Here is an 18,854-nt window from a genome sequence, read left to right on the forward strand (position 1 = left end):
GAGCAAACGAACGCCCCGCGGTGAGCGGCCCCGGGGTGCTGCAGGCCAGCACTACAAGGATGCTCCGAAGATCTCAGAACGTCCCGCCGAGGCCGCTGACCGGGCCGTGCCAGGGCATTGGGAATCTCAATGTTTCTGTCAAGCCGCCTGAGCGGTGATGCGTGGCGTTGGTTCCTGGTAGATGGTGTGGTCACGGAGCATCGCCCAGAGGACGTTGATGCGACGTCTGGCGAGGGCGATGAGGGCCTGTTTATGCGACTTTCCTTCTCCGCGCTTCCGGTCGTAATAGGTTCTTGAGGCCGCGCTGTTCTTCAGGCTGGAGAGGGCGGCGAGGTAACAGGTTCGCAGGAGCCTGCGGTTGAAGCGACGTGGTCGGTGCAGGTTCCCGCTGATTCGTCCGGAATCGCGCGGGACGGGAGCCAGGCCCGCGACGCTGGCGAGCCGGTCGACTGAGTCGAACGCGTCCAGGTTGCCGCCGATGTTCGCGAGGAAAGTAGCTGCGAGTACGGGCCGAAGCCCGGCATGGTGAGCAGAACATCGGCGCTGTCGTGCTGCCCGAACAGGTCCGTGATCTAAGCATCGATGCCGGCGATCTCCGCATCGAGAGTGCTGATTTGCCCGGCCAGCCGGACGACCAGGGCAGAGCCTGTGGTCTGAGTTGGCAGAACGGTGTGCTGGGAGTTTGCGGCTATCAGTGCCTTCTCTGCCATCTTGGCACTATTGCGGCAGCCGCGTTTCCTCAGCCAACCGGTGAGCCGGGCCAGTCCGATCCGCCGGATGCCCTCGGGGGTCTGGTAGCCGCCCACGAGGATCAGGGGCGCCTGTTTGGAGTAGTCGAACGCACGCTCGAGAGCCGGGAAATATTCCAGCAAGGTGGCGCGGAGCCTGTTGATCGCCCGGACACGGTCGCAGATCAGATCCGTACGGCGGGCGGTGAGGAGCCGCAGGTCAACACTGATCTGGTCCGCGCCGCGGACTGGTTGAAGGTCCGTGCGCATCCGTGCCTGGTCAGCGATGATCCGGGCATCTTTCGCGTCGGTCTTGCCATCTCCGCGGTAGGTCGCCGCAGCGTGATGCACGATCCGTCCGGGAATATAGAGCAGTTGCTGGGCGTGAGCGGCCAACAACTCTATCAACAGGGCCGCTCCGCCGGAATTCAGATCCGTGGCCCAGCAGACGTCGTCCCCGGCCGCGATCTCCGCGATCGTGGCTATAAGTTCGAGCAGTGCGTTTTCGTCGTTCTCGACCCGTTTCGAGAGCAGCACTGTCCCGGTCTGATCGATCACGACGCAATGATGTGCTCTTTTGCCTGAGTCGATTCCTACCCAGAATGCCGGCATGTTCAGTCCCCTTCGATCAGCTCCAATTTAGGTTGGCCCTGTCGATAACTACGCCGGCACGTCCTTACCCAACGATCAATGTCGTAATTCTCAATCAGCGGTCGAGTCATCGGCGGGCAGCGGGCGGCCATTCCCAGTGAGCCGTCCAAGCGGCAGGGCGACCTATGCCATACCCGCCACCCGAGGGTGATCGAAACACTACGACAGCTCCGAAATCACCCACAACAAAATCGTAAGGAGGGCGATCTCATCATCGGCAAGGACGGCCGCAGCGCCATAGGCACCCTGGTCGAACGCAGCACCCGCTACACGGTCCTGCTGCACCTGCCCGGGCGGCACACTGCCCAGGAAGTGGCCGATGCCATGATCACCCAGATGCGCCGGCTCCCGGATCAGCTGGTCAAGACCGTCACCTGGGACCGCGGCACCGAAATGGTGCAGTACCCCCGCATCCGGATGGCTCTGGACGCGGAGGTCTACTTCTGCGACCCGCACTCGCCCTGGCAGCGCGGAACCAACGAGAACACCAACCGGCTGCTGCGTCACTGGTTCGAAAAAGGCACGGACCTCTCAAGCTTCACCGCAGAGGACCTCGAAACCATCGCCAACAAACTCAACAACCGGCCACGCCCCACACTGAACCTCGAGACCCCCAAACAACGTATGCGCCAACTCATCGCCGCCGCAGCCTAGCCCCAAAGTTGCAACGACCCATTGACTTTGAGCGGGGTTATCGGGCCGGGAGTGACCCCGCGTTGCGTGCTGCCGGGTTTTTGCTAGAAGGCCGTATAGCCGCCGTCGATCGGAATGGTCGCGCCCGTGATGAACTTTGCCTTGTCGCTCGCAAGGAAGGTGATGAGATCGGCAACTTCCTGCGCCTCGCCAACGCGACCTGCCCGGGCGCAGAGTCGCATACTGCTCGAGCGTGGGCTCGTCGATGAGCGGGGTACGGATGACGCCCGGGGCCACCGCGTTCACACGGAATACTTGAAAAGTCAACCAACGTGGGCTGACTCACAGGCTCACCCAGGCTGTATCCCCGGCTCCTAAGCCGCATTTGATTCATAATGAGGCATGAGACTGAGCGGTATTCTCCCGGAGGATGCGCCCGACCCTCGTGTGGAGCTGGCTGAGCGCCTGAAACTCATGCCCGTCCCTGTCATGGGTCTCGTGTCCCAGCCTTCGCTGGAAGACACCGACAGCGTAGGCCTTACGTACAGTCAGGGGGCCCGCGGCTACAGCGAGATGACTGCCAGTGTCACGTACACATTGTGGCGCAACCCGCTTGACCGTTCCGACCCGATCAACCTCGCAGATCTCGACGAGCAGACACGGAGGTCGATCGAAACTGTCCCGCCTTGGCCGCGGCCCGCGTGGCTGGTCGAGTATGTGGAGCGGCTGCGATACCCGCAACTGATGGAGTCCGTGCGCACTACCTGGCACCGAGAGCGTTCCGAGCGTAGTTCTGTCCGGAACGTATTGCTGGAACACGTCAACCACATTCTCATGAACCAGTTTCGGCGGGAACTTGGACTGGGCAATCCGTGGGACCAGCCACCGTCCACTTCGACCGGCCTGATGACCAATGACCAAGCCACTGTCCTCGTAGATGGGCTGGAGGTGCCCGCTGTGGAGGTCGGCACAAGCCCATTCGTCTACGGCATCGGCGCAGGACTACCGGACGGCGGAACCGTTACCGCGGTCCTTCCACGCGCCGAACTCAGTTTCATCCAGATCCAGTTCATGACCCGGAGATAAGCACCAGGACGATCAGCTTTTCTTGAGTTCCTCGGCGAGCATCACGAGAATGCCGCTGGGGCCGCGGACGTAGGTCAGCTTGTAGACGTCCTGATAGGTCGCCACGCCCCGAAGCGGATGGCAGCCGTGCTTCGCGGCTGTCTCCAGGGCTTTGTCGATGTTGTCGACTGAGAACGCGACGCGGTGCATGCCAATCTCGTTGGGACGGGTTGGCTCCGACTCAATCGCTTCGGGGTGGATGTACTCGAAAAGCTCAAGGCGGCCGTGACCGTCCGGCGTTTGCAGCATCGCTATCTTGGCGTGGTTGCCGTCCAGGCCGACGGCGGTGTCGGTCCACTCGCCGCTGACCGTGTCACGGCCGACGACGGTGAGGCCGAGGTCGGTGAAGAAGGAGATCGTTGCTTCGAGGTCGCGAACGGCGATGCCGACGTTCTCAAATTTGATGGCCATGCGTTGCACGTTACCGAGCCAGGCCGCATAGCTCCAGTAGTTGCAGGTCCGGGCCCAAGCGCCCACTCGCGTGGATAATACTAGCCATGACCAGCAGGGAGATCGACAACACCTCACTTCCGGAAGCAATGACCGGCAGGGCGAGCCCCGCGAAGGCGGCGGTCGGTGACAAGCCGGTCTTCGCATACATCGCCAGCCTGCCGCAGCCGCAGCGCGGCATAGCCGAAGCGGTCGATGCACTGGCGGCGAAGACACTGCCGGACCTCCGGCGCTCCGTGAAATGGGGCATGGCGTACTACGGCGTCGGGGACGGGTGGTGCTTCAGCTGCGGCGGATTTGCCGGCCACGTCAAGCTCATGTTTGTGAACGGAGCGGCGCTGGAGCCCGTCCCGCCGGTGATACCGGTGGGAATGGGCAAGTCGACGCGGGGTGTGGAGCTGGAATCCCTTGACGACATCGATGAACTCCAGCTCGCAGCCTGGATGAAACAAGTCACCTCCGTGCCGGGAGTCGGCGGCAGGAAGCGGCCATGAACGAACCTGACTGGGTCCAGCACGCCATCTGGTGGCAGGTCTATCCTCTCGGCTTCGTCGGCGCGGAGAAAAGCGCGACGCCGGATCCCGCCGCTGAACACCGGTTAATGGACCTTGTCCCGTGGCTGGACTACGCCGTCGAACTCGGCGCGTCGGGGCTGGCGCTTGGCCCCATCTTCGCGTCAGAGACGCACGGGTATGACACCACCGATTACTTCCGGATCGATCCCCGGCTCGGATCCGAGGAAGACTTCGACACGCTGGTGGCCGAGGCACACGGCCGTGGTCTGCGCATACTGCTCGACGGTGTCTTCAACCACACCGGCCGCTCCTTTGCGCCGTTCCAGAACGTCCTGGCCCGTGGGCCGGCGGCGGACACGGCCTCCTGGTTCTCGCTGGAGTGGCCCGACGAGGCCGGTCCCGGCGCCCAACCCGAGTACCGCGACTTCGAGGGCCACCACCACCTCGTGGCCCTCAACCACGATGAGCCCGCCGTCGCCGATTTCGTCGTCGAGGTCATGGACCACTGGCTGCGCCGGGGTGCGGACGGCTGGCGACTCGACGCCGCCTATGCCGTGCCGGCGTCGTTCTGGGCTCGTGTCACCGGGCGCGTCCGGTCATCCCATCCGAACGCGTACTTCGTTGGCGAGTACATCCACGGCGACTACGCGGCCGAGGTCCGGTCCGGCGGACTCGATTCAGCCACGCAATACGAGCTCTGGAAGGCTGTCTGGAGTTCGCTCAACGACGAGAACTTCTTCGAACTCGCGGCCGCGTTCGAACGGCACAACGTGCTCCTGGGCTCATATGCGCCGCTCACCTTCATCGGCAACCACGACGTCACCCGGATCGCGAGCAAGCTCAACGACGCCGCACTGGTGCCGCACGCCGTCGTCGTCCTGATGACAGTCGGCGGAACGCCGTCCATTTATTACGGGGACGAGCAGGGCTACCGGGGCGTCAAGGAGGACCGGGCAGGCGGTGACGACGACGTCAGGCCGCTTTTCCCGTCCTCCCCCGGCCAGCTCTCAACGCTGGGAGGCCCCGTTTTCGCAGTGCACAAGGAACTCATTGGGCTGCGGCGCCGGAACCCCTGGCTGCACCGCGCCACCACAGGCATCGTCGAGCTCTCCAACGAGGTGCTTGCGTACCGCGTCGCGAACGACGCCGATTCACTCGTCGTTGCGTTGAATCTCTCGCACGAAGCGCGTCGGGTCAGCGCGGCGGGCGCCACCGCCGTCGTCGCCGGACACGCGACCGTCGATGTCGCCGCGAACGCCGCCGTGGTGCCGCCTCGAGAGTGGGCGGTCCTCCGCTGAGGCACCTGCGCTTCTCCCGTCGGTCTTGAGCCGCTGGGTTCGATCACCCTAAAGTGATTGCCTACGACGAGTGCTTCAGGAGATGACATGTCCTTAGTCCGCGTGCATAACTTCTCGGTCTCCCTTGACGGATTCGGAACCGGCGAGGGCCAGCAATTGGAGGCTCCGTTCGGTCATGCCGGCTCACGGCTCATGGAGTGGGCTTTTGAGACCCGGACCTTCCGCGCGATGGGCTTCCACGGGGAATCGGAGGGATCCTTCGGCGTCGACGAGTCATTCGCCAGCCAGTGGGGGCCCGGGATCGGCGTGGAGATCATGGGGCGCAACAAGTTCGGCCATCAACGCGGCCCGTGGGCGGACGAGGAATGGAAGGGATGGTGGGGCGATAACCCTGTCTTCCATACCCCGGTGGTTGTTCTGACACATCATCCCCGGCCGGTACTCGAGATGGAAGGCGGGACAACCTTCCATTTCGTTGACGCCGATCCTGTTACCGCGCTTGAGCAGGCCCGCGCCCTGGCCGGCGACCTCGATGTCCGGATCGGCGGCGGCGTCAGCACGATTCGACAGTTCCTTGAGGCCGACCTGATCGACCACATGCACGTTGTCCTCGTGCCAATCGTCCTGGGCCGGGGCGAGCGCCTTTGGGATGGACTCGAAGGACTCGAACAACGCTTTGAGATCGCGGCGACCCCTTCTCCGGCGGGAGTTGTGCATCTGGTCTTCACCCGTCGCACAGCGCGGTGAGGGCCCGACATGGAGTGCCGGATCAACGAAGTCCTGGTCCGCTTCGTCGAGCACGGCGAGGGTGTCCCGCTCGTTGCGTTGCATGGCGCCGGTGTTGATCATCGCGAGATCGAGGCAGCGGTCGAGGCCGTCTTCCCGGGCCCGCGATACCGGCGGATCTATCCGGATCTGCCGGGGATGGGCCACTCGACGGCCGGCGGCTTGACCTGCAACGACGATGTGGTGGCGCTGCTCGGCGATTTCATTGATCACTTGGACGCGGGACCGGTGATGTTGCTCGGGCACTCGTACGGCGCCTATCTGGCTCGTGGAGTGGCCGCACGGAGACCGGAAACCGTACTCGGTCTGGCGTTGTTGTGCCCCGTCGCCGAACGGGCGCGGAGCGTGCCTGACCACACCGTGGTCCGGCAGGAGGCCGACGCGTACGACGAACTCGACCCGGCGCTGCGGGCGGGGTTCGAGGACTACTTTGTGCCGGGTATGGCGCTTGTGGACGAGGCTGCGCTGGGGCTCATCTTCGCGGGGTGGACGGTCGACGTCGGTTCAGCCACCTTCGCGGTGCCGACCCTGGTCGTGGCGGGACGGCGCGATTCGGTTGCCGGGTATGCCGACGCGGCCGGCTTGCTCGAACACTACCCGCGCGCCACCCTTGCAGTCATCGAAGACGCCGGCCACGCGCTCATGCACGAGCGCCCCGAACTACTGGCCGCGTTGTTGGGCGACTGGCTCGATCGAGCTCGACCGGAGGGCTGATAGTCGGCTCATGTCCGGCATGGCGGTCCGCTAACTATCACAGGTGACACGCCGCTACCAGGCGGGGCGTGACATGCATAAGTCATGGAACTATGGGTCGTAAGACGCCATGGACGGGATCCGTCATTACCTATGGAGGGCCATGAGCGCGAACGTCATTCAAACTACCTTTGATGCCTTCATGGAGAGTGCGGGATTCTCGAAGAAAAGCGGATCCTGGTACCGCACCAGTCTTGACGTGATCACAGTGGTCCAACTGCAAAAGTCGCAGTATGGATTGCAGCACTACGTGAATATTGCGCTCTGGCTGCGCCCTCTCGGAGAAGCGACAGCGCCAAAGGAGCAGGTGTGTCATGTGCGGACGCGCCTCTCGAGGCTTATTGGAAATGAGGAAGCCCAACTCGAAGCGCTACTGGATCTCGACGTCCAGATGTCGGATGGCGAGCGGGCCGAGAAGCTCAGGTCTTTCCTCAATGTCCACATGCGGCCTGCGCTTGAGGCGGTTGCGAGTTTGGACAGTCTTCGCGACGGCGCAGGCCGGAAAGTGGTCGCAGCGTCGTTGGTTAGAGGCACAGCGCAAGGGCTACTGGCCGGGCCTTGGCGATGACCTGCTCGGGGTGTGTCGGCGTGCCCGGGGACCTTCGAATTTGGACGGGGGGCCAGCACTACCTGCGACCAGGACGACGTGGGAACGCCGCAAGACTGGACCGGCTACACAGTTCCCCTGTCAGCCTCTCGGTCCTGGTGAGACATACCCATGCCCCGGCTTGTCGCCAGTAGAGTCTGGATACCCAGCTATCCCTGTGCCTTCCAACTGATTCGTTGTTTGGCGCAGCGATCAGTGGTGTGGATTCACAACTACCTGAACATCGTCTTCATAGAGGACGTGCCCCGGGGTGAGCGAACGAACTTCTTCCCATTGCACTCCGTAGCGGTCCAGCAGATCCAGGTAGCCAGGAATTCTGGCCAGCAGGTGCACAGCGCTGGTCTTGAACCATGCTTGGGCGTACAGGTTTTGAGCCCGGTCGTAAACTGTGGGATCGATGAGGTTCGGGTCGGGATAAGCATCGTCGTACCAGGCGTTCGCGCTTTGCCACCACCGGTAGTCTTCATCGCTCAGCCTGCCGGCCCCCGCCAATCCATTGGCCAGGCCGAATATCCCGACGAATATCCCCCGCGTATTCAGCTGTGTTGCTTGATACCTGACAAATTCTGGTGCGGCATCCATGCAGTGAACCTTCATCAAAGGCGCAGCCGGCGGCGCTCATCCAAGCGGCGGCTCACTGCCCAGCACGCGGCCCATAGCACCACGACGAGCGTAAGCGTCTCCGTGCCGTTCGGCGCCACGCTGTATGAGGCCAGGATGTATGAAAGGACAAAAACCAGGATGCCGGAACCGACGAGGGCGGCGAGGACAGCTTTGGCGTTCATCTTGTTTCCTCTCGGATCACGCACGCATTTGCCCGAGCCTACCCCCAAGGTCAACGTCCACAGCTCACCCAGGCGCAAAGGGGTACGGTCGTTGGATGCGAGCGACGAAGCAGGCCGGGCGCCCTAAGCTTCGCCCGGCAGGATCCGTTCGGCCAACTCCAGGACGGCCTTCAGGGCCGGGCTGGTGTGGTCCCGGCGCCAGGCCATGCGCAGCTCCACCGGAAGGGTTTTGTCCAGGAGCCGCACAAACCGCACATGGGGATCGGTGACGGCCTCTGCCACGGAAGACAAGGTGAGCGTGCAGCCCACCTCAGCCGCCACCAGCGAGACAGCCGTCAACGAGTCCGGAACGATCTGGACGATGTCGAGCTCGAATCCGGCCGCGTGGGTCAGCCGGCGAAGCCTGTCGTTCAGCACTGCGCCGGCGTGCGGCGGCAGCGAGACGAACACGTCGCCTTTGAAGTCGGCCATGTGGGCCTCCCCCGCATCCGCCAGGTGGTGGCTTGCCGGTACGGCCACCACGAGGTCCTCCGCCGCCAGCAGCCGCGTTTCGATTCCGGCGGCAAGGTAGTCCCAGCGCCCCAGGGCAATATCAACGTCGCCGCTCAGGACGCGGTCCATGGCCGGCTGGGCAAAGTTCTGGCTGAAGAGTTCGATCTGGATTCCCGGATGGTCGCGGCGGACCTCCCGGGCGAGCCGGCCCACCAGGGCATGGGTTGAGGCGCCCGCGTAGGCCACCCTGACGCGTCCCACTTCCCCCTTATCCGCAGCGAGAACGGCGATGCTGGCCCGGCGCGTGGCGTCGATGATGTCGGTTGCCGGTCCGATGAACGCTTCACCGGCCCCGGTGAGCTTGACGCTGCGGGTGCTCCGGTCAAAAAGCCGGGTACCCAGTTCCCGTTCCAGCTGCTGGATGCTGCGGCTGACCGGCGGCTGCGCCATGTGCAGCTTTTCTGCGGCACGGCCGAAATGCAGCTCCTCTGCCACGGCCAGGAACGCTCGGATCTGTTGGATTTCCATTCTCGTAATTATGCACCTCACGCAACAAAAGGACCATCAATAAGTATTGGACGGATAGCAATGGCGTCCGTCATGGTGGATGGAGAGAAACTTAGCAAGGAGCCCAATGATGGACAGCCAACACTCGGCCGCTTCTGATACTTCGGCATTCGGCCGCAGTTCAGCCGGCCCCCTCAGCGGCATCGTGATCGCCGATTTCGGCCGGGTGCTTGCCGGCCCGTACTGCACCATGCTGTTGGCGGATCTCGGCGCGACGGTGATCAAGATCGAAAGCCCGTCCGGTGACGAGACCCGGGCGTGGCGCCCGCCCACCCGGGGCGATGACTCGACCTATTTCCTGTCGATCAACCGCAACAAGACCTCGATCAAGCTTGACCTCCGCGACCCGGATGACCGCCGGACCGCACAGCGCATCGCCGAACGGGCCGACGTCGTCGTCGAGAATTTCAAGCCCGGTGACCTGGTGCGTTACGGCCTGGACTACGACACCGTCTCGGCCACCAACAAGGATGTTGTCTACGCCTCCATCACCGGTTTCGGAACCACCGGCGGCGCCCAGCTTCCCGGCTACGATCTGCTGATCCAGGCGCTGTCCGGCCTGATGGACCTCACAGGAGCACCGGACACCGAACCCTTCCGTTCCGGCATTGCCGTGTTCGATGTCATCACCGGCCTTCACGCGTGCATCGGCATCCTCGCCGCATTGCGGCACCGGGACCGGATCGGCGAAGGCCAGCTGGTGGAGATGAACCTCATGTCCTCCGCGCTCTCCGGCATGGTGAACCAGACCGCGGCCGTAGTGCTGGGCGGGGTGGTCCCGAAGCGGCTGGGCAACGAGCACCCGAGCATCTACCCTTACGAGCCTTTCGACACCGGTGACGGCAAGCTGGTCATTGCGATCGGCAACGACTCCCAGTACCGCACCTTCTGCGCCGCGATCGGCCGGCCGGAGCTGGCCGTGGATCCGCGCTTCGAAAAGGCGCCGCTGCGCAGTGCCAACCGCACGGAACTGCGGCTCCTTCTCCTGGAATGCCTCGCCACCCGGACCGCGAAAGAGTGGTTCGACATCCTCACCGAAGCGAAACTTCCCTGCGCCCCGATCCAGGACCTCCGCGCCGGGATCGAATTTGCCGAGAAGATCGGCCTCGAGCCGGTCGTGACCGTCGGGCAGGGCGAGGATTCGCAGCCCGGCGTGCGCAACCCCATCCGGCTGTCCAAAACCCCGGTCAGCTACGACCTCACCCCACCGGACCTGGACAGCGGCGCCGAGCTGGTGCGCGCCTGGCTGGGTGCGGACGAACAGCTTCTGGCCGCCGCCATGGCCGCCACTTCCACACCTTCACACCGCGAGGAGCACTGATGACCACCGCAACGGACCTGTCCGTCAATTCCGACTTCTACGTTCTGGACGACTACCTCAACGACGAGGACCGGGCACTGATCGCCCGGGTCCGCTCCTTCGTTGAACAGGACGTCACCCCGATCATCAACGAATACTGGGAGAAAGCGGATTTCCCGTACCAGCTGGTGCCCAGGTTCGCCGAGCTGGGAATCATCGGCACAGCCATCAAAGGCTACGGCTGCCCGGGACTGACCCGGCTGCAGACCGGCCTCGTGGCCATGGAACTTTCCCGCGGCGACGGCAGCATCAACACCTTCAATGCCGTCCATTCCGGCCTGGCGATGGGCAGCATCAACCTGCTCGGCAGCGACCAGCAGAAGGAGCGCTGGCTGCCGGCGATGGCCCGGCTCGAAAAGCTGGGCGCCTTCGCGCTGACCGAACCGGAGCACGGCTCCGATTCCGTGGCGCTGGAGACCTCCGCGCGGCTCGACGGCGACCATTACGTCATCAACGGATCGAAACGCTGGATCGGGCTCGGCCATGTGGCGGACCTCGTCATCATCTGGGCGCGGGACACCGCTGACCAGAAGGTTAAGGCGTTCGTTCTGGAAAAGAACGACGACGGCACGTACCCCGCGGGCTACCACGCCGAAGCGATCACGGGAAAGATGGCAAAACGTGCCATCCAGCAGGCGCAGATCGAGATCGAGGGCCTGCGGATCCCGGCCGCGAACCTGCTGGCCAAGTCCAGGTCCTTCCGCGATGTCGGCGCAGTCCTTAACACCACCCGCAGCACCGTGGCGTGGGAATCGCTCGGCCACGCCACCGCAGCTTACGAGATGGCGGTCAAGTACGCCCGGGAACGCGTCCAGTTCGGTAAGCCGATTGCCAGCTACCAGTTGGTCCAGAACAAACTGGCCAACATGCTCGCGGACCTGACCGCCATGCAACTGATCTGCTTCCGCACCGCGGCGCTGCAGGACAAAGGCGAACTCAGCAACGAACAGGCGTCCCTGGCCAAGATGTTCACCGGGGACAAGGCCCGGACTCTGTGCCGGGATGCCCGCGACATGTTCGGCGGCAACGGAATACTGCTCGAAAACCACGTGGCCCGGCACATGACCGACATGGAAGTGGTCCACACCTACGAAGGCACCGATTCCATCCAGTCGCTGATCCTCGGACGTGAAATCACCGGTATCTCAGCCTTCGCCTGACCTGCCGGAGTTCTCAACCAGCCCGGCCACCCCATTGGGTGGCCGGGCATTTTGGTGTGCCCATCCACGGGGTGTATGAGCTGTTTCATATCGGAACAGTTGTGGCCTGGGTCACGCCCCTACTGTGGATGAAGGACCTCCGGGCACGAAGATCTTCTGCCTGGCCTATTCCCAACCATTCTGTTTCAAGGGAGAAACACATGACCAGAACACTGGCCCCGCGGCCGGCTATGACGCCAAAGCGCGCGGCGATAGCTGCACTCCTCGGCAGCGCCCTCGAGTACTACGATTTCTTCGTCTACGGCGCCGCTGCCGCCCTTGTCTTCAACGTCCTGTTCTTCCCGTCCGGTGATCCGACCGTCGCGCTGATCGCCTCGTTCGCCACCTTCGCCGTGGGATACGTGGCGCGGCCGGTCGGGGCTGTTGTGATGGGGCACTTCGGCGACCGGCTGGGGCGCAAGCGCGTCATGCTGGCCACCGTCATCCTGATGGGCGTTGCATCGTTCGCCATCGGATGCCTGCCCACCTTTGACCAGGTGGGCCTGCTCGCCCCCGCACTGCTGGTCATTCTGCGCGTCCTCCAGGGGTTCTCGGCCGGCGCCGAGTCGGCTGGCGCATCGACGCTGACGGTCGAGCACTCCCCCGTGGGGCGCCGCGGATTCTTCACCAGCTTCGTCATGGTCGGCTACGCCGTCGGCTGCTCGCTGGCGACCATCGTCTTCCTGCCGGTGGCACTGCTGCCCGCCGAAATGCTGTACAGCTGGGGCTGGCGGATCCCCTTCTGGCTGAGCGCCGTTGTCGTCGTCATTACCTACTACGTTCGCAGCCACCTGGACGAGACCCCGGTGTTCGCCGAGGCGAAAGAGGTAAGTGCAGTCCGCAAGCTGCCACTGGGCGATGTGTTCAAGTACCACTGGCGCGACGTGATCCGGGTGGCCGGGTCGTCCCTGCTCGCAGCGATGCAGACCCTCTTCGCCGTGTTCAGCCTGTCGTACGCAACAAAGGTCGGAGTGGACCGGAGCGTCATGCTGGCCATCATCTCCGGCGCCATCGCGTTGTCCATCATCACTATTCCCGCCGCCGGCTATCTCTCCGACGTCATTGGCCGGAAGAAGACCATGCTGATCTCAGCCGTGGGCTGCGCGCTCACGCTCTTCGGTTACCTCTGGGCAATCTCGACGGCGGACGTCCTGATGATTGCGGCCTTCGCCTTCGTCAACATGAGCCTGTTCTTCAGCTGCTACAACGGTGTGTGGACCTCGTTCTTTGCTGAGCAGTTTCCGGCGCCGGTCAGGTTCACCGGTATGGCTGTCAGCAACCAGCTGGGCAACCTCCTTGCCGGCTTCGCCCCGATGGTGGCAGCGATGCTCCTGGTTCCGGGACCCACCGGCTGGCTGCCGGTGGCGATCTTTGGTGCCGTCGCCGCAGGGGTAGCCGCGGTCGCCGTCATGGCAATGCCCGAGACCTCGAAGATCCCGACCGGACTGCTTGGAGGCCCCCGGGTTGCCGCCATGCAGGCAGAGATCGATGAAGAAAGGCTTGCTGCTGCCGCCGTGCACTAAGCACGTCCCAGTGGCGCCCGTCCGGAAGCTCATCACCGGGCGGGGACCTTCGGCACTGACGGCAACGACGGCGGGGGTTCATTCTTGTGGGCATGAAACCGATCACGGGTGAAATCCTCATCGACGCCCCGAACGAGACCGTGTTCGACTTCGTGGCCGATGAGTGCAATGAGCCCCTTTACAACCGGAACATGATCCGGGCCGACAAGCTCACGCCGGGGCCGATAGGGGTCGGGACACGATTCGCGGCTGTGATGGGAAAGCCAAGAGGCACCAGTGTGACCATCGAATGCACCGCGTTCAGCCGTCCGCGCACGTTGGGCTCACACAGCCGAACGAACGGGATGGACATCGAGGGCAACCTGACCTTCACCCCCGAGGCAGACCGGACAAAGCTGTCATGGGTCTGGAAACTGCATCCTCATGGCGCCCTTCGCCTCCTCGGCCCCGTCTTATGGGCAATGGGAAGCCGTCAGGAACGTGCCAACTGGACTGCGTTGAAGCAGTATCTGGAGACCGCCCGCAGCTGATCAGCTGTCCCTGCCCGGGCCCTCACCCCGTTTGGACCGTAAATGCCGGCAGCAGGGTGGCGACGAGGCGTTCGCCGAAACGCTTGTCCAGGGGGGCGCCGCTGAGGAAGAACCGGTAGTAGATGGGGCCGAGCAGAAGGTCGGTGACCATCTCAGGATCGAGTCCGGCTCTCAGTTCGCCCCGGGATACGCCACGGTCCACGAGGGCCTCCACGTCGGCAACCCGGTGGCTCACTACACGCTCCCGGTACACCCGGGCGAGTTCGGGATCCGCGGCGACCTCTGAAACAAGGCCTTTCATGATCCGTCCCATCACGGTGGAACTCATGAGCTGCACCGTCCGGTCCACCAGCCGCATCAGTTCGGCGCCCGTGTCATCAACGTACGGACGGGTGCTGACGTCGTCCACCATTTCCAGCAGCACCGCCAGGGCGAGATCCGTCTTGGACCGGTAGCGACGGTAGATCGTGGTCTTGGCTACCCCTGCCCTGGCAGCCACGCCCTCCACTGTCAGGCTGCCGAACCCGGCTTCCCCCAGCAGTTCCCGGGTGGCGTCCAGGATCGACTGTTCAGACCGGGCCCGCCGGCGCGCATGGCCTGCTTCCGGGGTTTGCCCCCTGATCGCGCCACCGGCCGTCCCGCCGTCGTCGTTCAACATTTCCATTCCGTACCGCCTTCCAACCCTCACAATTCACTGCTAATATTGTAACGCTACGTAGCGTTTCACAACAGCTGCGAAACGCTGTTCCCGACAACACCAAGAGGAAGTTTCAAATGACCACAGATCGCTACCAACGCGGCCTCGACCGCATGATGGAGCTCGTCTCGGACGAGCACTCCAACACCTTCGACCACGTCAAACTCGTGGAGTCCTACAAAGACCTGGATGCCGACCTGTCCGACTACATCGTGTCGTTCGCGTTCGGCGACATCTACTCCCGGACCAGCCTGACCCAGCAGGAGCAGACGCTCGTGACCATCTCCACGCTGGGCGCCCTGGGCACTGAGCCCCAGCTGAAGCTCCACATGAATGTCGGTTTCAACGTGGGCCTGACCAAGGAGAAGATAGTCGGTGCACTGATCCAGTGCATTCCCTACATCGGCTTTCCCCGTGTCCTCAACGCCCTGACCCTGCTCAAGGAGGTCATGGCGGAGCGCGGCCTCACCCCGGAATCCGAGGACTAAACTCACGTCCGGGAACTTTTAGTCGCCACGGCCGGCGGCGGGTGGGACCATACAGGCATGGCACCCATACAGCGCATCCGCCCCCAGGGGCTCGTTTCAAGCCCAGCCTTCAGCCACGTCGCCATCGTGCCGCCCGGTGCGACCACCATTTACGTCGGTGGCCAGAACGCGGTCGACGCCGACGGCGCACTCATCGGTGCGGGTGACGTCGCCGCACAGTCTGCCCGCGCGCTCGAGAACGCGAAGACGGCGCTCGCCGCAGCCGGCGCTGCCCTCACCGACGTCGTTCACTGGACTGTGCTCTTCGTCGACGGCGCTGACCTCGCAGCAGGCTACGGTGCGATCGCTCCGGTTCTCGCCTCTGAAGAACCTGCCTTGGTGACCGCCGCTTTTGTCACCGGGCTGGGCGTGCCCGGTGCACTCGTCGAGATCAGCGCTGTCGCCGCCGTCCTGCGATGAATCCGCCGTCCTGCGTTGAAACCCCGGCTTGACGCATTACGGGTCAGACGGACCGGCTGCCCGGCGGACCGGTGAGCACGGTGGGGATGTACTCAAGCAGCTGGAGCCGGCCGTCGAAGGTCCTGCTTTCCACCATTTCAAGCGAGACGTCCGGATAGCCATCGTAGATCCGCTCCCGCCCGGTACGGCCCGTGATCACCGGGAAGACCACCAGCCGGAACCTGTCCACAAGCCCGGCAGTCAGCAGCGACCGGCAGACACTGAGGCTGCCCAAGGTGCTCAGGGGGACGGTGCCTGTCCGCTTCAGTTCCCTTACGGCCTCAACCGCGTCCCCGTTCACCAGCTCCGAGTTGGGCCAAGTCAGGGGCGCCTGCAGCCTAGAGGAGAAGACGAGCTTCGGAACGGCGGCAAGTCCGGTCAGGCTGGCTCCCTCTTCATCCGAGAATTCCGAGCCCCCTGCCGCGGCTTCCTCTGACATGCCGGACATCAGCCGGTACGTGTTCGCCCCCAGGAGGAAGGTATAGCCCTTCTCCCCCTCCTGTTCGAGCCAGCCCAAATACTCCGGCCCTTCCAGACCCCACCACCCGGGCCACCCCTCGGCGGAGGCATACCCGTCCAGGGAGATGATCAGGTCGACCATCAGGGCCGCTGATGACGTTGCCGCAGTTTTCCCGTCCATGGCCTTCTCCTCCCTTCTGCCGGCTTCAGTCTCCGCAGGCACCCAGCGGTGCGGGCACGCCGTCGATGTCCGTGCCGGCAATGCTATGCCTCCGGCGATCAGGCCTTCAAGGTGCTGAGCGGATTAACGGAAATCAGTTTGGTTCCGGGCAATGAGTGCGTGACCGGCGTCGATGCCCAACGTTGCAGGGCGCTAAGGTGTGGTTATGGGGAACAGGACCGAGACCAGCACCACCGGGGTGGTCCTGGCGGCCGGCGCCGGAACGAGGCTGGGGATGGGCCCCAAAGCGCTCCTGCCGTACCGCGGCCGGCCGCTCGTGGAATCGGTTGCAGAGGCACTGCTCGACGGCGGCTGCCGCGACGTGGTGGTGGTGCTCGGCGCCGGAGCCCGGGACGTCGCTACTCTCGCCCGGCTGGACCGCTGCCGCACGGTGGTCAACGAGGACTGGCCATCCGGAATGGGCGGCTCGTTCCTGCTGGGCAACGCCACCGCTGACCCGAAAAACCATCTGCTGATTGCCCTCGTGGACCAGCCCGGCCTCACGCCGCGGATAGTGGGGCGCCTGCTGGCCGCCCACAGTCCGGGCCGGATCACTGCAGCCGCCTACAGCGGCCGTGACGCCGAAGGAACCGCGGACAGAACCGTCCGCCGCGGGCATCCGCTGCTGATCGACGGCGGACTCCGGGCCGCTGTTGCGGCCACCGTGACGGGCGACGCCGGTGCACGCGGCTTCCTGCGTTCGCACCCGGAACTGGTGGATGAGGTGGACTGCAGTGACGAGTCAACGGGCCAGGATATCGACACTCCGGAGCAGCTCCGCCTGCTGGGTTAGTCACTGCCCGTGCCGCTCAGGAGCAGTTCCTCGAGCCCCTGCTTGAAACCGGCCCGCCCGCCGTGGGCAGGATGCCTGACCTTCGGTACATCCAGCCCGCTTCGAGCCAGGCTTCGCTGCGCAACGTTGCCGACGGCCACGATGGTGTCAATGTGGAACAGCTCCGTCAGCTCCTGCCAGAACGGGGTTCCCAGGCCAGCTTCCAGAGCCGTCGGCGTGCGGTTGGAGCGGGGCCGACCCGGCACGTAGGTGTGCCACGGACAGGCGCTCCACAGCAACGGGAGGAACTGCAGCTCCGCCAGGACGTCCCACATCACGGTTGCCGTCGGCTCGGCCGCCACGTCCCCCGCTTCGGCCGGAAGCTCATAGCCTTTGCCAGGTCCGAACAGGCCGAGACTGTTGGCAGGCCCCGCGAACATGGTGCGGTTGGTGAAGGGAACCCCGGTGATTCGCATCCCCCTGAAACCCGGCGCCTCACCAAGGAGCAGCACTTTTGGCCGGCGGTCCAGCATCTCCCGCAGGTAGATCTCCAGATTCCGGCGGCGCACTCCATCTTCCGGGGTGGTGTGGTCGAAGAAGTTGGTCCGTCCCGGCGCTGAGGGCGCAGCCGCGAGCCGCTCCACGAAGGCGCTGACCAAGGATTCAGTCATTCGTCCCCCCGGTGGACTACGACAGGCCGCCTACCAGCGCGGGTGGATCGCCTCGCGGAAGTAATGGTCATAGATCCAGCGCACACCCTCGTCGAATTCCCCGTTGAGGGAAACATCAGCAGCAGCGGCATTTGCGGTGGCCTGCTCCACGTTGCGTGCCCCGGGAATCACGGTGGTGACGCCATCCTGCGCGGCAATCCAGGCGATGGCCGCCTGGGCCGTGCCAACACCTTCGGGTACCAGCTGCTCGAACTCGGCGACGGCCTTGAGTCCCAGCCCGTAATCCACCCCGGAGAAGGTCTCGCCGACGTCGAACGATCCGCCCGTGCGGTTGTAGTTGCGGTGGTCGTTGTCCGCGAAGGCTGTGTCCTTGGTGTATTTGCCGGAGAGCAGGCCCGAGGCGAGCGGGACCCGGGCGATGATGCCCACGCCGGCAGCTTTCGCCGCGGGAAGGACCTCGTCCAGCGGCTTGAGGCGGAAAGCGTTCAGGATGATCTGGACGGACGCGGTGCCGTCGTGCCGGATCGCCTCGAGGGCTTCGTCCGTACGTTCGACGCTGACGCCGTAGTTGCCGATGGCACCTTCGGAGACCAGGGTATCCAGGGCGTCGTAGACCTCGGCGTTGCTGTACACGGCGGTAGGCGGGCAGTGCAGCTGGACGACGTCCAGGCTGTCCGTGCCCAGGTTCTTCCGCGACCGGTCCACCCACTGGCGGAAATTGGCCAGGGTGTAGTTCTCAGGCACCTGGTCCATGCGGCGGCCCATCTTGGTGGCCACGGTGATGTCCAGTCCGGGGTTGTCCTTCAGGAACTTCCCGATGGCCTGCTCGCTCTTGCCGTCGCCGTAAACGTCAGCTGTGTCGAAGAACGTGACGCCGGCCTCCACCGAGGCGGCCAGGATGGCCTGCGCCTGCGACGGGTCCACGTTGCCCCAGTCAGCGCCGAGCTGCCAGGTGCCGAGCCCCACGATCGAGACGTTCCGGCCGGTCTTGCCCAATATGCGCTGTTCCATCCCACGACTATATGCAACGCGGGGTCACATCCGGCC

The 18,854-nt window shown here is 64.3% G+C and carries 22 protein-coding genes and 3 pseudogenes; 15 read left to right on the forward strand and 10 right to left on the reverse strand.

Annotated features, from left to right (window positions below; translation table 11 throughout):
- A pseudogene (locus tag ACS5PJ_RS14940) lies at window positions 1–124 on the forward strand (IS30 family transposase); the annotation flags it as partial.
- A 14-nt stretch (window positions 125–138) separates the two neighbouring features.
- Here ACS5PJ_RS14940 and ACS5PJ_RS14945 read toward each other — a convergent pair.
- Window positions 139–1,340, reverse strand: a pseudogene (locus ACS5PJ_RS14945) (IS110 family RNA-guided transposase).
- A gap of 237 nt (window positions 1,341–1,577) precedes the next feature.
- On the opposite strand from ACS5PJ_RS14945, the pseudogene ACS5PJ_RS14950 reads away from it, so the two are divergent.
- Window positions 1,578–2,033 (forward strand): annotated as a pseudogene (locus tag ACS5PJ_RS14950) (IS30 family transposase); the annotation flags it as partial.
- 83 nt (window positions 2,034–2,116) lie between these two features.
- On the opposite strand, the gene ACS5PJ_RS14955 reads toward ACS5PJ_RS14950, so the two are convergent.
- Window positions 2,117–2,254, reverse strand: coding sequence for an SDR family oxidoreductase (locus tag ACS5PJ_RS14955; protein WP_439435656.1), 138 nt, complete (start codon window positions 2,252–2,254; stop codon window positions 2,117–2,119).
- Window positions 2,255–2,414: 160 nt separating this feature from the next.
- Here ACS5PJ_RS14955 and ACS5PJ_RS14960 point away from each other — a divergent pair, with 160 nt between their 5' ends.
- Window positions 2,415–3,098 carry a hypothetical protein gene (locus ACS5PJ_RS14960; RefSeq protein WP_439435657.1) on the forward strand — a complete coding sequence of 228 codons (684 nt, stop codon included), beginning with the start codon at window positions 2,415–2,417 and terminating at the stop codon, window positions 3,096–3,098.
- A gap of 12 nt (window positions 3,099–3,110) precedes the next feature.
- Here ACS5PJ_RS14960 and ACS5PJ_RS14965 read toward each other — a convergent pair whose 3' ends face one another.
- Window positions 3,111–3,548, reverse strand: a complete 438-nt coding sequence (locus ACS5PJ_RS14965) for a VOC family protein (protein WP_439435658.1) — start codon at window positions 3,546–3,548, stop codon at window positions 3,111–3,113.
- Window positions 3,549–3,634: 86 nt separating this feature from the next.
- On the opposite strand from ACS5PJ_RS14965, the gene ACS5PJ_RS14970 reads away from it, so the two are divergent.
- From ACS5PJ_RS14970 to ACS5PJ_RS14990, 5 genes are all read left to right on the forward strand, one after another.
- Window positions 3,635–4,081, forward strand: a complete 447-nt coding sequence (locus ACS5PJ_RS14970) for a DUF1801 domain-containing protein (RefSeq protein ID WP_439435659.1) — start codon at window positions 3,635–3,637, stop codon at window positions 4,079–4,081.
- Window positions 4,078–5,400, forward strand: coding sequence for an alpha-amylase family protein (locus ACS5PJ_RS14975; protein WP_439435660.1), 1,323 nt, complete (start codon window positions 4,078–4,080; stop codon window positions 5,398–5,400). Before ACS5PJ_RS14970 ends, ACS5PJ_RS14975 begins: the two co-directional genes overlap by 4 nt.
- 87 nt (window positions 5,401–5,487) lie before the next feature.
- Window positions 5,488–6,147: a dihydrofolate reductase family protein gene (locus ACS5PJ_RS14980; RefSeq protein WP_439435661.1), complete on the forward strand. Its 660-nt coding sequence runs from the start codon at window positions 5,488–5,490 to the stop codon at window positions 6,145–6,147.
- Window positions 6,148–6,156: 9 nt separating this feature from the next.
- On the forward strand, window positions 6,157–6,900 hold the full coding sequence (locus ACS5PJ_RS14985; RefSeq protein ID WP_439435662.1) for an alpha/beta fold hydrolase: 744 nt from the start codon (window positions 6,157–6,159) through the stop codon (window positions 6,898–6,900).
- Window positions 6,901–7,042: 142 nt separating this feature from the next.
- On the forward strand, window positions 7,043–7,507 hold the full coding sequence (locus ACS5PJ_RS14990; RefSeq protein WP_439435663.1) for a DUF4304 domain-containing protein: 465 nt from the start codon (window positions 7,043–7,045) through the stop codon (window positions 7,505–7,507).
- Between the two features lie 231 nt (window positions 7,508–7,738).
- On the opposite strand, the gene ACS5PJ_RS14995 is transcribed toward ACS5PJ_RS14990, so the two are convergent.
- From ACS5PJ_RS14995 to ACS5PJ_RS15005, 3 genes are all read right to left on the reverse strand, one after another.
- Window positions 7,739–8,128 carry a hypothetical protein gene (locus ACS5PJ_RS14995; protein ID WP_439435664.1) on the reverse strand — a complete coding sequence of 130 codons (390 nt, stop codon included), beginning with the start codon at window positions 8,126–8,128 and terminating at the stop codon, window positions 7,739–7,741.
- Window positions 8,129–8,142: 14 nt separating this feature from the next.
- The gene (locus ACS5PJ_RS15000) at window positions 8,143–8,331 is read right to left on the reverse strand and encodes a hypothetical protein (RefSeq protein ID WP_439435665.1); all 189 of its coding nucleotides are present in this window, start codon (window positions 8,329–8,331) and stop codon (window positions 8,143–8,145) included.
- 123 nt (window positions 8,332–8,454) lie between these two features.
- Entirely contained in the window at window positions 8,455–9,351 is an 897-nt protein-coding gene (locus tag ACS5PJ_RS15005) for a LysR family transcriptional regulator (RefSeq protein ID WP_439435666.1), read from the reverse strand.
- Between the two features lie 106 nt (window positions 9,352–9,457).
- Here ACS5PJ_RS15005 and ACS5PJ_RS15010 point away from each other — a divergent pair, with 106 nt between their 5' ends.
- The 4 genes from ACS5PJ_RS15010 to ACS5PJ_RS15025 all read left to right on the forward strand — a co-directional run bounded on the left by ACS5PJ_RS15010 (window position 9,458) and on the right by ACS5PJ_RS15025 (window position 14,002).
- Complete coding sequence (locus tag ACS5PJ_RS15010; protein WP_439435667.1) at window positions 9,458–10,711, forward strand: CaiB/BaiF CoA transferase family protein; 1,254 nt, start codon at window positions 9,458–9,460, stop codon at window positions 10,709–10,711.
- Complete coding sequence (locus ACS5PJ_RS15015) at window positions 10,711–11,910, forward strand: acyl-CoA dehydrogenase family protein (RefSeq protein WP_439435668.1); 1,200 nt, start codon at window positions 10,711–10,713, stop codon at window positions 11,908–11,910. Before ACS5PJ_RS15010 ends, ACS5PJ_RS15015 begins: the two co-directional genes overlap by 1 nt.
- Before the next feature lie 200 nt (window positions 11,911–12,110).
- A complete protein-coding gene (locus ACS5PJ_RS15020; protein ID WP_439435669.1) occupies window positions 12,111–13,472 on the forward strand; it encodes an MFS transporter in 1,362 nt (453 codons plus the stop codon).
- A 92-nt stretch (window positions 13,473–13,564) separates the two neighbouring features.
- On the forward strand, window positions 13,565–14,002 hold the full coding sequence (locus ACS5PJ_RS15025) for an SRPBCC family protein (protein WP_439435670.1): 438 nt from the start codon (window positions 13,565–13,567) through the stop codon (window positions 14,000–14,002).
- 22 nt (window positions 14,003–14,024) lie between these two features.
- On the opposite strand, the gene ACS5PJ_RS15030 is transcribed toward ACS5PJ_RS15025, so the two are convergent.
- The gene (locus ACS5PJ_RS15030) at window positions 14,025–14,666 is read right to left on the reverse strand and encodes a TetR/AcrR family transcriptional regulator (RefSeq protein WP_439435671.1); all 642 of its coding nucleotides are present in this window, start codon (window positions 14,664–14,666) and stop codon (window positions 14,025–14,027) included.
- Between the two features lie 110 nt (window positions 14,667–14,776).
- Between ACS5PJ_RS15030 and ACS5PJ_RS15035 the strand changes: the two genes are divergently transcribed.
- Complete coding sequence (locus ACS5PJ_RS15035) at window positions 14,777–15,187, forward strand: carboxymuconolactone decarboxylase family protein (protein WP_439435672.1); 411 nt, start codon at window positions 14,777–14,779, stop codon at window positions 15,185–15,187.
- Between the two features lie 57 nt (window positions 15,188–15,244).
- On the forward strand, window positions 15,245–15,646 hold the full coding sequence (locus ACS5PJ_RS15040) for a RidA family protein (protein WP_439435673.1): 402 nt from the start codon (window positions 15,245–15,247) through the stop codon (window positions 15,644–15,646).
- Between the two features lie 43 nt (window positions 15,647–15,689).
- On the opposite strand, the gene ACS5PJ_RS15045 is transcribed toward ACS5PJ_RS15040, so the two are convergent.
- The gene (locus ACS5PJ_RS15045; protein WP_439435674.1) at window positions 15,690–16,325 is read right to left on the reverse strand and encodes a dihydrofolate reductase family protein; all 636 of its coding nucleotides are present in this window, start codon (window positions 16,323–16,325) and stop codon (window positions 15,690–15,692) included.
- Between the two features lie 205 nt (window positions 16,326–16,530).
- Here ACS5PJ_RS15045 and nboR point away from each other — a divergent pair, with 205 nt between their 5' ends.
- A complete protein-coding gene (gene nboR, locus ACS5PJ_RS15050; RefSeq protein ID WP_439435675.1) occupies window positions 16,531–17,157 on the forward strand; it encodes a nicotine blue oxidoreductase in 627 nt (208 codons plus the stop codon).
- On the opposite strand, the gene ACS5PJ_RS15055 is transcribed toward nboR, so the two are convergent.
- Complete coding sequence (locus ACS5PJ_RS15055) at window positions 17,154–17,807, reverse strand: uracil-DNA glycosylase (protein ID WP_439435676.1); 654 nt, start codon at window positions 17,805–17,807, stop codon at window positions 17,154–17,156. The two genes, nboR and ACS5PJ_RS15055, sit on opposite strands and share 4 nt — an antisense overlap.
- Before the next feature lie 30 nt (window positions 17,808–17,837).
- On the reverse strand, window positions 17,838–18,818 hold the full coding sequence (locus tag ACS5PJ_RS15060; protein ID WP_439435677.1) for an aldo/keto reductase: 981 nt from the start codon (window positions 18,816–18,818) through the stop codon (window positions 17,838–17,840).
- Window positions 18,819–18,854: the final 36 nt, after the last annotated feature.

The sequence above is a fragment of the Pseudarthrobacter cremeus genome (assembly GCF_051857465.1).
Taxonomy (GTDB): Bacteria; Actinomycetota; Actinomycetes; order Actinomycetales; family Micrococcaceae; genus Arthrobacter.